The sequence below is a fragment of the Clostridium moutaii genome (genome assembly GCF_041205085.1).
GTDB lineage: Bacteria > Bacillota > Clostridia > Clostridiales > Clostridiaceae > Clostridium_B > Clostridium_B moutaii.
Map to the genome: position 1 here is coordinate 243,473 of NZ_JBGEWD010000001.1, position 14,293 is coordinate 257,765.

Genomic DNA, 14,293 nt, shown 5'->3' on the forward strand with positions numbered 1-14,293 from the left:
ATTCTATAAAAAATTGAGCAAGTTTATATCTTGCTCAATTTTTAGTATTAATCATGGAGAGGAAATAATATGGAAAAAATTTTAGAAGTAAATAGCTTAACTAAATTCTACAAAAATGGTAGAGGTATAAAAGATATAAGCTTTGACATTTACAAAGGAGATATATTTGGTTTTCTTGGACCAAATGGTGCAGGTAAAACTACAGTTATGAAGTCAATTACGGGATTGAATATGTTCAAAAGTGGAAAGGTTAAAATCTTAGGTTTTAATATAAAAACTCAATTTGAAAAAGCTCTGGAAAAAGTGGGGGCAATTATTGAGACAGCCGATGCTTATGAATATATGAGCGCATATAACAATTTAAAAATAGCCTCTAGATTTTATAGTGATATTAAAAAATCTGATATAGATAAAATGCTTGATGTAGTTGAGTTAAAAGAATTTAAAAACGAGAAAGTATCTAAATTTTCTTTAGGGATGAAGCAAAGATTAGCACTGGCTTTAGCACTTTTATCTAAACCTGAATTGGTAATCTTAGATGAGCCTACCAATGGATTAGATATAGAAGGTACAGTACAAATGCGGAACTTAATAATTAAATTAGCTGATAATAAACAAACAACATTTTTTATATCCAGCCATCTAGTACACGAAATAGAAATTATATGTAATAAAGTGGCTATAATTTATAAGGGTGAACTTATAAATTCTGGAGAAAAAGTCACTAATATAAAAAAAAGATATGCCTCCTTAGAAGATTTCTATATGAGCGAGATAAATAAGAGGAGGCATCAATCTAATGAATAAGCTTAAAGCAAATATTGTAAATGAACTTCAAAAACTTTTCTCAAAGAAAAAAATAGTAGTATTTTTAGTAGTTACAGCCCTTATATGTTTTTTGTCAGCATTTTTTGTTTCAGCCATTCAATCCAAAATTCTATTCATCGCTTTAAATTCATTGAGTTTTCCTCTGATGACTTTAAGCATATTCACTAATGTATTTTTGCCTTTATTTATATTTATGGCAGTGTCAGAATTATTTTCAGGTGAATTTGGAGATAAATCCTTGAAATTAATTCTTTTAAGGCCTATAAGCAGGCTAAAAATTTTCATTTCTAAAAATATCGCAGTAGCTATTTATATTATCGTGAATTTATTGGTTGTTCTTATTGTATCTATGATCTCTACGATATCTTTAAATCAAGGTCCCATGGTCCAAGGTATCTTACAAATTATCTTTGCCTATTTTATAGATATAATCCCAGCAGTGGTTTTAGCAATATTTGCAGCTTTTATAGCACAGTTTTTTAAAAGCAGCAGCAGTGCCTTGATTACATGTATTTTATCTTTTGTTGGAATCAAAATATTATCCTTATTTATAAAAGGGATGAATAATGTCATTTTTACATCTTATTTAAACTGGTATTCAATGTGGTCAGCAGGAAGTTCTGGTTTTGTTAAAAATATTAATACTCTTTTTATGATGTTGTCATATATATTAATCTTCTTTACAATTGGCTACTATTTATTTGATAAAAAAGAAGTATAATTTACATTATCCAGTGGATTAGAATTTGATTTCTCCATTTTTTATTTCATTTGCTAAATCTTTTACCTTTTTCTCAATTATTTTTGCCGTTTTAGCAAATTCCACATTACCCTTTCCCGTCGGATCTTTAATTCCCCAGTCTTCCTCGTATTTAGATGGTAAGAATGGACATGCAACATTGCAGCCCATTTTTATCACTATATCTATTTCAGGTAAATCATCAATCAACTTAACATGCTGAATTTCATTCATATCAATATTGTACAGTTTTCTGATAGTTTTGACTGCGTCCTCATTTATCTGTGATTTTATTTCAGTACCGGCTGAATATGAATCGAATACTTCACTTCCATATAATTTTCCTATAGCCTCAGCCATCTGTGATCTGCAGGAATTGTGGACACATATAAAAGCCACTTTTGGTTTCATTTTTTCCTCCTCTGAGGGGTCAGACCCCATGCTTGTTTTTTTACTTATTTTCCATTTTTTGTAACGGGGTCAGACCCCAATCTTTCCATCTTTTTCTCCAATGCAGTGCTACATTTACAAGGCCTATCATTACAGGCACTTCAATTAACGGTCCTATTACCGCTGTAAAAGCTTCCTTTGACTCTATTCCAAATACAGCAACGGCTACAGCTATGGCAAGTTCAAAGTTATTGCTCGCAGCAGTAAATGAAAGTGTAGCTGTCTTTTTATAGTCTATACCTGATTTATAACTTATAAAAAATGAAACTGAAAACATAACTGCAAAATAGATTACAAGTGGTATGGCAATCCTAACTACATCTAAAGGTAATTCTATAATATACTTTCCCTTAAAAGTAAACATTACAACAATAGTGAACAACAATGCTATCAAAGCCAGCGGACTTATTTTAGGTATAAACTTTTTTGTATACCACTCAGTGCCCATTTTAGGTTCCAGCAATAATCTGGTTAACATTCCAAGTGCAAAAGGAATACCGAGGTAGACTGCAACGGATGAAGCAATTTTTCCCATGGAAATATCTACACTGTATCCGGTAAGCCCAAACCAGGTTGGAAGTACCGTTATAAATATATAGGCGTATATGGAATAAAATATAACCTGGAATATGGAGTTAAATGCTACCAGTGCAGCTGCATATTCTGTATCACCATCTGCAAGGCTGTTCCATATGATGACCATGGCAATACATCTGGCAAGGCCAATGAGAATAAGACCTGTCATATATGCAGGATAAGCATGTAGAAATATTACTGCAAGTGCAAACATGAGTATAGGTCCTATTATCCAGTTCTGAATAAGTGATAGAGATAATACCTTGGGATTTTTAAATACCTTGCCAAGTTCTCTATAGTTCACTTTGGCAAGGGGCGGATACATCATTACAATAAGCCCTATTGCAATTGGAATAGATGTAGTTCCAACAGACAAACTGGACAGTCCTCTTGATATGCCCGGCACTCCCCAGCCAAGTAAAATTCCTGCAAACATGGCGGTAAATATCCACAGTGTCAAATAACGATCAAGCAATGATAGTCTAGATGGTTTGCTTTTCATAATATACCTCCTATTTTCTTTAATTTAATAAATCAAACAATTTTTTGCCTTTAACCTCTTCTGCTTTCCATTCTATTAATGCAAAATTTCCATTGGAAATTTCACTTATCTTATTTATCCATGGTATTTCATTGCTTGCTTTAGCTTTGAGTATACTATTTGTAGTATTAGCTGCATACATACTTGAATTTATAACCCACCATTTACTTGCAATTCCCGCACGTTTCAGATCCGCTTCAAGACGCATGGATTCGTAAACTGGAGTATCTTCAGCCAAAGTCACAATAATAACCTCCGTATCATGGGAATTTTTAAGCTTTGGTAAAAGCTCCTTCACCGATTGGGGTGTGTTGCCTTCGGAACGCTGTATTTCCCTATTGTAGCTCTGGGTGGAATCCAGTAAAAGAAGAGTATGTCCTGTGGGGGCAGTATCTATCACCACAACTTCATCTTTAGACTTTTCCACTATTTCTGCAAAAGCTCTGAATACAGCTATCTCCTGGGTGCAGGGGGACCTAAGATCCTCTTTAATATATGCTATGTCATCTTCATTCATGGTCTCTCTTACCTTGCTCAATACTTCTTCCCTATACTTTTTCAGCTCTTCTTTTTCATCAATTTGGCTTAATGTAATTCCACAGTCTTTATCTAAAACAAATTTTAGATGCGCTGCCGGGTCAGTGGTAGTTAAATGAACTCTTTTACCTTTTTTAGAAAGTCCCAGTGCAATGGCAGCTGCAATGGTAGTCTTGCCTACTCCGCCTTTTCCCATAGTAAATATTACTTTTTTGTCTGTATTGTACAACTCATCAATTATATCCTTTAACTTAAATACTTTATTTGCATTTAACTTTACACTGCTGTATTCAATATTATCCTCTTTTAGAAATGCCCTTATATTTTTAAGCCCTGTTATATTGTATGGTCTAAGTGGTATTTCATAGGTTTGAAGATCTTTTAAGCTTTTAGGTGAACTCTCCAAAGCATTCCTCTGTTTTGAGTAAATTGCATCTGAAATATTGTCATCATGAATTCCAAGAACTCCATTGATTATTAGTATTTGATTGTTTATTCCTATATCCTCAAGTTCTTTAGATGCTCTCTCTGCCTCTTTTAAAGGGGTAATTTCAGGTCGTGATACAAGTATTAGAGTAGTTTCCATTTTATCCGATAAAGTTATAACTGCATTTTTATACAATTCTTTTTTATCCTCAAGTCCTGATAACTGCCCCAGACATGAAGCCCCATGAATGCTTTCACCAATAAAATCACTCCAGGCTGAAGGCAGCTGAAGCATTCTCAGTGTATGGCCCGTTGGTGCTGTATCAAATATTATATGATCGAATTCTTTTTCTATATTTTCATCAGTGATAAAATTTGAAAACTCATTAAAAGCAGCTATTTCAACAGTGCAGGAACCAGAAAGCTGTTCTTCCATATTTTTAACAGCTGCTTCCGGCAGTTTGCCACGATATGGAGCTATCACACTTTCCCTGTACTCTGCAGCTGCTTCCTCAGGATTTAGATTTGCAACTATTAAATTCGGTACCTCTTTAATCTTAACACCCTTATTATTAAGCTCTGTACTGAATACATCCTGTAGATTAGAAGCTGGATCCGTACTTATAAGCATTATCTTCTTCCCCTGGTCTGCAAGGGCAACTGCAGTGGCGCAGGCAGCTGAAGTCTTGCCCACACCACCCTTGCCAGTAAAAAACAAATACTTAGTCAAATTTATATTATCGGGATTAAATTTTTTAAACATTAACAGCATCCCCCACTGCAGTCACAGCCCCTAGACTTAATTTTCAGTCCAGTTTTCAAATAGTCTTCTGATATATCAAGGAATTTGCAGAACTCTTTATTTGTGGGATATGCTTTTGTCTTTACTATTGCATTGTCCACCATAGTTACCGGCAGTACATCCGTACCTTCCCTATTTAATATTTCATTAATAATCTTGTTGTCAACAAATATCTGCGGATTACCTGTTAAATTATATCTCTCAATTGCAACACCTTTTTTGTTAAGATTATCAATAACAGTAGAAACTCTCAGCAATTCCGGATCTATGGAAGGTCCACATACACCTGTAGAACAACACATTGCCGGATCAAAAATTATCATTTTTTTCATATAAATCTCTCCTCCATAATACAAATTTATTCTTCATTATCAGTTTCACATAAACCGGTGCTTTGGCATTTGCAGATACATTCTTCTGTATCTGTCATGATATTCATTAAAAACAACACCAGCTTATTTGCATTAGTATTATCCAATGAATAGTGACTCCATACTCCTTCTTTTCTGCATTTAACAAGCTTACAATCCATCAGCACTTTCATGTGGTGGGATAAGGTGGGCTGCGTAAAATTAAAGTTTTCCAGTAAATCACAGGCACATTTTTCGCCACAGGAAAGTATATCAATAATTCTTAATCTGTTTTGATCAGACAATGCCTTGAATATTTTTGCGTTTAGTTCATAATCCAAATTCATAAAGTCACCTCTTATATAGATAATGGTCTATATAAACAATATAGACCATTATCTATATAGTGTCAATATAATTATTTTACTTATTAAAAAATAGACTATCATATATATAATAGTCTATGTAGTAACACTTTATCTGTTACTCAATTAATATAAACATTAAAAATAATTTTTATTATATATATTTAATTTATTCCCACTAACTTGCTTCTACGTTCCATCAAAATTACATCATGCCATATTCCATTTCTCATTTTACCTAGTTTTTCTCTTACTCCTATTTCTCTAAAACCACATTTTTTATGAAGTGCTATACTTGCTGAATTTTCTCTTATAATTGCAGATTGTAATGTCCAAAATCCATTTTTTTCTGATATTTTGATTAAATTTTCTAACAGCACTGTTCCTATACCTTGTCCTCTGCTATTTTTACATATATATATGCTAACTTCTGCAACTCCGGCATAGACACATCTACTTGAAGTTGGACTTAAAGCCGCCCACCCCAATATTTTATTATCCAAAATAGCTTCCAATCTGCACGAACTGATATGGCTAGTATTCCAATTCTCCCAAGTGGGAATTTCTGTTTGAAATGTAGCTTTATTCGTATTAATACCTTCTAGATAAATTTCCGCTATATCATTCCAATCTGACTTGGTAATTTCTTTAATCCTACAATTCATTTTATCAATACCCCTATTTTACATCAAATTTTTATTTTAAAGTTTATATGCTTTTACATATGCACCTGCGAATGCTCCATCAATAAGATCTAAATCAATGTCTTTTACCGCCTCATCAAGATATTTGTTTTTTAGAAAAGTTTCTTCTATAATTGATTTAGTGTAAATGTGTACTGATTTTACTTCAATATTCTTAAATCCTACTTTTTCAAGAATACTCCCGTATTCTTGAATATTAAGAGTTCCGCCCAGACAGCCACACCACATTCCTGCTTTTTCTCTTAAATCTAAAGGAATATACTTCATAGTAATAATGTCTGCAATAGCAAGACGTCCACCGTTTTTCAAGACCCTGTATGCTTCTGACAAAGCTTTTTCTTTATTATCTGATAAATTAATTACACAGTTTGACATAATAACATCAATGGTTTCACTTTGAAGAGGTATATCCTCAATAAAACCTTTTAGAAACTCAACATTTGTTACACCCATTTTTTCTTTATTTTTATTAGCAAGCTCTAACATTTCATCAGTCATATCTAAGCCATAAACTTTTCCAGTTGATCCAACATATTTTGAGGACATAAGTACGTTAATGCCACCACCGCTTCCTAGATCAAGTACAGTTTCACCTTCCTTCAGTTCTGCAAATAGTACAGGGTTTGCACAGCCTAAAGATGCTTCCACTGCTTCTTTTGGCAAATCGTTTAAATTTTCCCCTTCATAAATAAGTGAAGATTTGCTTATATCACCACAACAAGAAGATGTTGAACAGCAGTTATTTCCCACTCCACTATTAACTTTCTTTGCAATTTTACCATAATATTTTTTTACCTTATTTTTTACATCAGATTTCATTTATATCGTTCTCCCTTCATTTTATTATTTACAGCATTCATTTTTGCTAATAGCGTCAACAAGCATTTCTATACTCTCCATTATCTGTCCTTGTTTATTTTCAGGTATAAAATTATAAATTTTTTTAAAGTATAAATTCATCCCTTCCTCAATACCTTTAAAAATTTTCATACCACTTTCAGTAAGTGATATAGTTACATATCTTCTGTCCTGCGGATCAATATCTCGTTTTACTAACTCGTTAGCAACAAGGTTATTTACAGTTCTGCTCATTGTACTATTTTTAAGATTTAATAATTGAGCCAGTTCATTTAATGAAATATTTTCTGCACGCCCTATCTCTACTAAGGCATGACATTGAGTCATTGTTATTCCACAACACACAATTTCGCTTTCGCTCAATATTCCCAGCTTTCTTTCAAGTGTTCTAATCATTTCTCGTAATTGCTTTGGTTTATCTATATCGTTCATAAATAATTACCTCCTACAATTATTGTATCATAAAATAATTAGAATATACAACTATCATTTAATTTTAACTTGTTTCCAGTGCTGTAGATTTTGTTTCAAAGAAACTTACTCTGGAAACTGATCAAAGTATCAGCATTTACAATCTTTTTCTAAGAACTTTTAAAAAAATGACCCCTGTGACTTTTTTATCACTGAGATCATTTAACCAAAATTACTTTTTATCAAAGAACTTTCTAACTATCTACGTTTTATTATTTTTCCATTATACATATCCTTCAAATCAATTTTTATATTAAATGTCCTTTCATATTTCTTCACCAGATGCTGTTCTTTATTTGTGATTAGGCATATGGAAGTACCTTCCTTACCAGCTCTTGCAGTTCTTCCTGATCTATGTAAATAATTATCAGCTTCCTCCGGTATATCATAGCTGAAAATATAATCTACATCTTCTATATCCAGCCCTCTGGCTGCTATGTCCGAAGCCACTAACAAATTGATTTTACCTGATTTAAAATCCTGTAAAGCTTTTTTACGTACTTCTTTGTCTGCAGTTCCATATATGGCTTCTGCTTTTAATTTATGGTATTTTAATTTTTCCGTAAGTATTTCTATTTCATCCGGTTTATTTACAAATACAATAGCTCTTTCAGGATTTAATATATGCACAAGTTTCCTTAAAATCAATACTTTATCTCTTCTCTCACATATAAAACACATATGTTTTATATGTTCATTTATAGAAGTTTTTTGTTCATTTTTTATAAAATTGTAATTCTTCATCAAATCCCTTGATATATCTAAAGTTCTATCATCTATAGTGGCTGAAAAAAACATCAATTGTCTTTCCTTTAATGTAGTTTTTATTATAGCTTTAACATCATTTATGTTATTTTTATCCAGAAGTTTATCCGCTTCATCCACCACAATGGTTTTAACATTATGAGATTTCAGTTTTTTCATTTTAATAAGTTGAAGTATTCTTCCTGTAGAACCAACTACTATATGAGGTTTTTCCTTTTTTAAATTTTCTACCTGCCTTTTTATATTTACATTTCCTATTACAGCTTCAGATCTAACGGGAACATCTGAATTACAAGCCAGGGTTTTTATCACATTATGCACTTGAATGGCAAGTTCATGTGTAGGAACAAGTATATATGCCTGAACATCTTTACTGTCACAGTGTATTTTTTGAAATATAGGTGCAATATAAGCTAAGGTTTTTCCACTTCCTGTTTCTGATTCTACTACTATGTCTTTGCCTGAAAGGGCCTCCGGTATTGCCTTGCATTGTATTTCAGCAGCATATTGAATACCCTCCTTTTTCAGTCCCCCTGTTATGTTTTCATTTATACCCAATTCATTAAACAAAATTTTTGTCATGTATTTTTTACTCCTTTTTATTTACTGATAATTCTACTCTAACTTTTTTTGATGGCAATTTTGCTTGGAACTTTTAATAGCTTTTCACTTTGTCTCTCTTATTATATCAATATAAATAAATTTTTAGGCAAATTAAAATTATTACTTTTTAAATTTTTTCATGTATTATATTGACAAAGAATTTGAAAAGGTTTATATTATAAGCAATTGATAAAAATTATTTGTAAGTTACATATACTTAAAAATAAAAAATATTATATAAGTATTCTTAAATATTATTTAAAATCATTGTAAAAATCAATTCTAAACCATTCTAATAAATTATAATTATTCCACACTATTTTAAATTGTATCATATACTATTTGCATTTAATGATTTTTAATGATTTAAAAGTATACTTAAATAGTATATTTTGGAGGGTTAATTATGTCAAATAACAAAATTTGTGAATCAGCAGATAAAGTACTTGAAAATTTTATAAGTTCTCTAGATGGTGTGGAAACTTCCCACCATAGAGTAAATAGCCAGAAAATCAAATGTAGTTTTGGCCAGCTTGGAGTATGTTGTAAATTGTGTGCCAACGGTCCCTGTAGAATTACCCCGAAATCTCCCAGAGGAGTATGTGGCGCTACCGCAGATACTATAGTGGCAAGAAATTTTCTAAGAGCTGTAGCTGCAGGTAGTGGCTGTTATATTCATATAGTAGAAAATACAGCCAGAAACTTAAGATCCATTGGTGAAACCCATGGAAAAATAAAAGGAATAAACACACTCAACAGCTTGGCGGAGAAACTTGGTATAAGAGAATCTGATCTACACAAAAAGGCTGTATTAGTAGCTGATATTGTATTAAAAGATTTATATAAACCGAAGTTTGAAAAAATGGAAATTGTAAATAAACTTGCCTATGGACCTAGACTGGAAAACTGGAAGAAGCTAAATATAATGCCGGGTGGTGCAAAATCAGAAGTTTTTGACGGTGTAGTAAAAACTTCCACAAACTTAAACAGTGACCCTATAGACATGCTTTTAAACTGTTTGAGACTTGGAATATCCACCGGAATTTATGGACTCACCCTTACCAATTTATTAAATGACATAATTTTAGGCGAACCTGCTATAAGACCTGCAAAGGTTGGTTTTAAAGTTGTAGATACTGATTATATAAATTTGATGATAACCGGCCACCAGCAGTCCATAATCGCCCATCTTGAAGAAGAACTTACAAAACCCCAGGTTGTAAAAAAGGCCCAGGCAGTTGGTGCTAAAGGCTTCAAATTGGTAGGCTGCACTTGCGTAGGTCAAGATCTACAATTGAGAGGCAAATACTACTCTGATGTTTTTTCAGGTCATGTGGGAAATAACTTCACAAGTGAAGCCCTAATAGCTACAGGAGGTATAGACGCCATAGTATCCGAATTCAACTGCACTCTTCCTGGTATTGAACCAATAGCTGATAAATTCATGGTTAAAACCATATGTTTGGACGATGTCAGTAAAAAATCCAATGCAGAATATGTAGAATATTCCTTTGAAGATAGAGAAAAAATAAGCAATCACATTATAGACAAGGCCATTGAAAGTTATAAAAAGAGAAGACCTAAAATTAAAATGAACATTCCAAGAAATCACGGCTTTGACGATGTAATAACCGGTGTAAGTGAAACTTCACTGAAATCATTTTTAGGTGGAAGCTGGAAACCACTGGTGGATCTGATTGCCGCAGGTAAAATAAAAGGTGTAGCTGGAATAGTAGGTTGTTCAAATCTAACGGCTAAAGGACATGATGTATTTACGGTAGAACTTACAAAGGAGCTTATAAAGAGAAATATAATTGTTCTTTCTGCAGGTTGTTCAAGTGGTGGTCTTGAAAATGTAGGACTCATGTCCCCTAAAGCTGCAGAACTTGCAGGAGATAGTTTAAAAGAAGTGTGCACAAGCCTTGGAATACCACCTGTACTAAACTTTGGTCCATGTCTTGCCATTGGAAGACTTGAAATTGTGGCAAAAGAACTGGCAGAATACCTAAAAATAGATATTCCGCAGCTGCCACTTGTACTTTCCGCACCTCAATGGCTTGAAGAACAGGCTCTGGCAGATGGAAGTTTCGGGCTTGCACTTGGACTTCCCCTTCACCTTGCCATATCTCCCTTTATAGGCGGAAGTAAAGTTGTAACAAAAGTTCTAACTGAAGATATGGAAAATCTAACAGGCGGCAGACTCATAGTAGAAGATGATGTGATAAAAGCTGCAGACAAATTAGAAAAAATCATACTTGCAAAGAGAAAAGGTTTAGGACTTAATTAAAACTTAAATGCAGTTTTTCGGGGGTCAGACCCCATGCTTGTTTATTTACTTATTTACCATTTTTTGTAATGGGGTCTGACCCCTTAACAAAAATTTGCAGAGCTTTTGAGCCCTGCAAATTTTTATATGTTTTTAATTATTAGGTTTCCCATTTCCTCTGTTCCCACAGTTTTTGCACCTTCTACGGCAATATCCAAAGTCCTATAGCCTCCTTTGAGAACTTTTGATATTGCATCTTTTATATTTTCTGCAGGAATTTCCATATTAAAACTGTATTTAAGCATCATGGCCACACTCATAATTGTTCCAATTGGATTTGCCTTATCCTGTCCTGCAATGTCCGGTGCCGATCCATGAACTGGTTCATAGAGTCCGAAGGAATCACCTCTCACACTGGCAGAAGGCAGCATTCCAAGGGATCCTGTAAGCATTGAAGCTTCGTCACTTAAAATATCTCCAAACATATTTTCAGTTAAAATAACGTCAAACTGCTTAGGATCTCTTATGAGCTGCATTGCGGCATTGTCCACATACATATAATTAACTTCCACATCTTCATATTCAGCTGCAATTTTTTCCACAACTTTTCTCCAGAGTTTAGAACTTTCAAGTACATTGGCCTTATCTACCAAAGTAAGTCTTTTATTCCTCTTCCTTGCGATTTCAAAAGATTTTCTGGCGATTCTATCTATCTCAAAACTGGAATAGCTTATGGTATCCCAGGCTTTTTGACCCCCTTTTATATCTATTGTGTTTTTTTCTCCAAAATAAGCTCCCCCTATTAATTCTCTGACTATCATTATATTAAGTCCTCCACCCAATACTTCAGCTTTTAAATTTGATGATGATATAAGTTCTGGAAATAATATAGCCGGTCTTAAATTTGCAAATACCCCGAGAGCCTTTCTTATGCCCAAAAGTCCAGCTTCAGGTCGTAAATTGCTTGGCAGCTTATCCCATTTAGGCCCCCCTACTGCCCCTAAAAGTACTGCTTCACTGCTTTTACAAATTTCTACAGTTTCTTTCGGCAGCGGAGTCCCCTTCCTATCCAATGCACTCCCCCCTAAAAGTACATCTTCATATTCAAAATCAAAATTATATTTATGAGCAACAGTCTCAAGTACTTTTTTCCCCTGTACAATTATCTCATTTCCAATTCCATCCCCAGGTATAACAGCTATTTTCACTTGTTTGACACTTCCTTTTTAACGTAATTTATAAGCCCATCTGAATCTATGATTTTTTGCATGAATTCTGGAAACGGAGCAGCCTTATAGGTTTTCCCTTTTGTAATATTTTTTATGACACCTGTAGTTACATTTACAGATATTTTATCCCCCTCTTCTATATTCTCTGATGCTTCCTTACATTCCATTATTGGAAGGCCTATATTTATAGAATTTCTGAAGAAAATCCTTCCAAAGCTTTCTGCAATTACACATCCTATTCCTGCAGCCTTAATGGCTATAGGTGCATGTTCTCTTGAAGATCCACATCCAAAATTTTTTTCTGCTACAATTATGGATTTTTCCTGAGCTTTTTCACTGAATTCCCTATCCAAATCCTCCATACAATGAGATGCCAGCTCTTTCGGATCACTTGTATTTAAATATCTGGCCGGTATTATCACATCTGTATTTACATTATCTCCGTATTTTATTGCTTTTCCTTCTATCATTATTCCACCTCCTCTGGTGATGAAATTCTTCCAGTTATTGCGGATGCTGCAGCTACTGCCGGACTAGACAGATAGACTTCACTTTCCGGATCTCCCATTCTTCCTACAAAATTTCTGTTTGTAGTGGATATCGCTCTCTCTCCTTTAGCAAGTATGCCCATATATCCTCCAAGACATGGGCCGCAAGTAGGAGTGCTCACTACTGCCCCTGCTTTTATAAATATTTCAACAAGTCCTTCTTTCACAGCCTGGAGATAGATATTCTGAGTTGCAGGAATTATAATTGCTCTGATGTTTTTATTTATCTTTTTACCTTTCAATACTCTGGCTGCTATTCTTAAATCACTTATCCTGCCATTTGTACAGGAGCCTATAACCACTTGATCTATAGTTACATCTCCAACTTCATCAATTGTTCTTGTATTATCAGGAAGATGAGGGAAGGAAACTGTTGGTCTTATAGTAGATAAATCAATTTCTATGGTTTTCTCATATACGGCATCATCATCTGCAGTGTATATATTGTATTTTTTTGTTGAATGTTCTTTCATATACTCAATGGTCTTTTCATCCACTTCAAAAATACCATTCTTAGCTCCAGCTTCAATAGCCATATTAGTAATGGTGAACCTATCATCCATTGACAGCTCGCTTACTCCCTCTCCTGTAAACTCCATGGATTTATAAAGGGCTCCATCCACTCCTATTTTGCCTATAATATGAAGAATAACGTCTTTTCCGCTTACCCATGGTGCCAGCCTGCCCTCTAATACAAATTTAATTGCCCCGGGTGCCTTGAACCATGCTTCCCCGGTAGCCATACCGGCTGCCATATCCGTACTTCCCACTCCTGTGGAAAAAGCCCCAAGTGCACCATAAGTACAAGTATGTGAATCCGCTCCTATAATTGCTTCTCCTGCAACTACAAGTCCTTTTTCCGGAAGTAATGCATGTTCAATTCCCATCTGTCCTACTTCAAAATAATTTTCTATATTTTTAGCTCTTGCAAATTTTCTGACACAATTGCACTGTTCCGCGGATTTTATATCTTTAGCCGGTGAAAAATGATCCAGTACAATTGCAATCTTCTTCTTATCAAAAACCTCATCCAATCCTGTTTTATTAAATTCTGTTATAGCTACAGGTGTCGTTATATCATTTCCTAAAACTAAATCCAGCTTGCAATTAATCAGCTGACCTGCCTTTACATTATCCATTCCAGCATGAGAAGCTAGTATTTTCTGTGTCATGGTCATTCCCATGAAAACCACCCCTATCAAAATTTTATTTGAAATCTACCGTTGCCAACACCA

General features: G+C 34.0%; 15 protein-coding genes. 3 read left to right on the forward strand and 12 right to left on the reverse strand.

The window, feature by feature from the left end; all coding sequences use genetic code 11:
* Positions 1 to 69 precede the first annotated feature (69 nt).
* Both AB8U03_RS01340 and AB8U03_RS01345 read left to right on the forward strand, forming a co-directional pair.
* Positions 70 to 807: an ABC transporter ATP-binding protein gene (locus tag AB8U03_RS01340; protein WP_369702732.1), complete on the forward strand. Its 738-nt coding sequence runs from the start codon at positions 70 to 72 to the stop codon at positions 805 to 807.
* Positions 800 to 1,549: an ABC transporter permease gene (locus AB8U03_RS01345; RefSeq protein WP_369702733.1), complete on the forward strand. Its 750-nt coding sequence runs from the start codon at positions 800 to 802 to the stop codon at positions 1,547 to 1,549. The genes AB8U03_RS01340 and AB8U03_RS01345 overlap by 8 nt, the downstream gene beginning before the upstream one ends.
* Positions 1,550 to 1,567: 18 nt before the next feature.
* Here AB8U03_RS01345 and AB8U03_RS01350 read toward each other — a convergent pair whose 3' ends face one another.
* From AB8U03_RS01350 to AB8U03_RS01390, 9 genes are all read right to left on the reverse strand, one after another.
* Positions 1,568 to 1,978, reverse strand: a complete 411-nt coding sequence (locus tag AB8U03_RS01350) for an arsenate reductase/protein-tyrosine-phosphatase family protein (protein ID WP_369702734.1) — start codon at positions 1,976 to 1,978, stop codon at positions 1,568 to 1,570.
* 40 nt (positions 1,979 to 2,018) lie between these two features.
* Positions 2,019 to 3,095, reverse strand: coding sequence for an ACR3 family arsenite efflux transporter (gene arsB / locus AB8U03_RS01355; protein WP_369702735.1), 1,077 nt, complete (start codon positions 3,093 to 3,095; stop codon positions 2,019 to 2,021).
* Between the two features lie 19 nt (positions 3,096 to 3,114).
* Entirely contained in the window at positions 3,115 to 4,860 is a 1,746-nt protein-coding gene (gene arsA / locus AB8U03_RS01360; protein ID WP_369702736.1) for an arsenical pump-driving ATPase, read from the reverse strand.
* Positions 4,860 to 5,231: an arsenite efflux transporter metallochaperone ArsD gene (gene arsD, locus AB8U03_RS01365; RefSeq protein ID WP_369702737.1), complete on the reverse strand. Its 372-nt coding sequence runs from the start codon at positions 5,229 to 5,231 to the stop codon at positions 4,860 to 4,862. The genes arsA and arsD overlap by 1 nt, the downstream gene beginning before the upstream one ends.
* A 26-nt stretch (positions 5,232 to 5,257) precedes the next feature.
* Entirely contained in the window at positions 5,258 to 5,596 is a 339-nt protein-coding gene (locus tag AB8U03_RS01370) for an ArsR/SmtB family transcription factor (protein ID WP_369702738.1), read from the reverse strand.
* Positions 5,597 to 5,778: 182 nt separating this feature from the next.
* The gene (locus AB8U03_RS01375) at positions 5,779 to 6,279 is read right to left on the reverse strand and encodes a GNAT family N-acetyltransferase (RefSeq protein ID WP_369702739.1); all 501 of its coding nucleotides are present in this window, start codon (positions 6,277 to 6,279) and stop codon (positions 5,779 to 5,781) included.
* A gap of 36 nt (positions 6,280 to 6,315) precedes the next feature.
* Positions 6,316 to 7,137 carry an arsenite methyltransferase gene (gene arsM, locus AB8U03_RS01380; RefSeq protein ID WP_369702740.1) on the reverse strand — a complete coding sequence of 274 codons (822 nt, stop codon included), beginning with the start codon at positions 7,135 to 7,137 and terminating at the stop codon, positions 6,316 to 6,318.
* 24 nt (positions 7,138 to 7,161) lie between these two features.
* Entirely contained in the window at positions 7,162 to 7,608 is a 447-nt protein-coding gene (locus tag AB8U03_RS01385) for a MarR family winged helix-turn-helix transcriptional regulator (RefSeq protein ID WP_369702741.1), read from the reverse strand.
* 237 nt (positions 7,609 to 7,845) lie between these two features.
* Positions 7,846 to 8,994: a DEAD/DEAH box helicase gene (locus AB8U03_RS01390; RefSeq protein ID WP_369702742.1), complete on the reverse strand. Its 1,149-nt coding sequence runs from the start codon at positions 8,992 to 8,994 to the stop codon at positions 7,846 to 7,848.
* Positions 8,995 to 9,421: 427 nt separating this feature from the next.
* On the opposite strand from AB8U03_RS01390, the gene cooS reads away from it, so the two are divergent.
* A complete protein-coding gene (gene cooS, locus AB8U03_RS01395; protein WP_369702743.1) occupies positions 9,422 to 11,302 on the forward strand; it encodes an anaerobic carbon-monoxide dehydrogenase catalytic subunit in 1,881 nt (626 codons plus the stop codon).
* Positions 11,303 to 11,424: 122 nt separating this feature from the next.
* Here cooS and leuB read toward each other — a convergent pair whose 3' ends face one another.
* Genes leuB through leuC form a run of 3 tightly spaced genes read right to left on the reverse strand, consistent with a single transcriptional unit; the run spans position 11,425 to position 14,242 of the window.
* Positions 11,425 to 12,489, reverse strand: coding sequence for a 3-isopropylmalate dehydrogenase (leuB, locus tag AB8U03_RS01400; protein WP_369702744.1), 1,065 nt, complete (start codon positions 12,487 to 12,489; stop codon positions 11,425 to 11,427).
* Positions 12,486 to 12,980: a 3-isopropylmalate dehydratase small subunit gene (leuD, locus tag AB8U03_RS01405; protein WP_369702745.1), complete on the reverse strand. Its 495-nt coding sequence runs from the start codon at positions 12,978 to 12,980 to the stop codon at positions 12,486 to 12,488. The genes leuB and leuD overlap by 4 nt, the downstream gene beginning before the upstream one ends.
* Positions 12,980 to 14,242, reverse strand: coding sequence for a 3-isopropylmalate dehydratase large subunit (gene leuC / locus AB8U03_RS01410; RefSeq protein WP_369703013.1), 1,263 nt, complete (start codon positions 14,240 to 14,242; stop codon positions 12,980 to 12,982). The genes leuD and leuC overlap by 1 nt, the downstream gene beginning before the upstream one ends.
* Positions 14,243 to 14,293 lie beyond the last annotated feature (51 nt).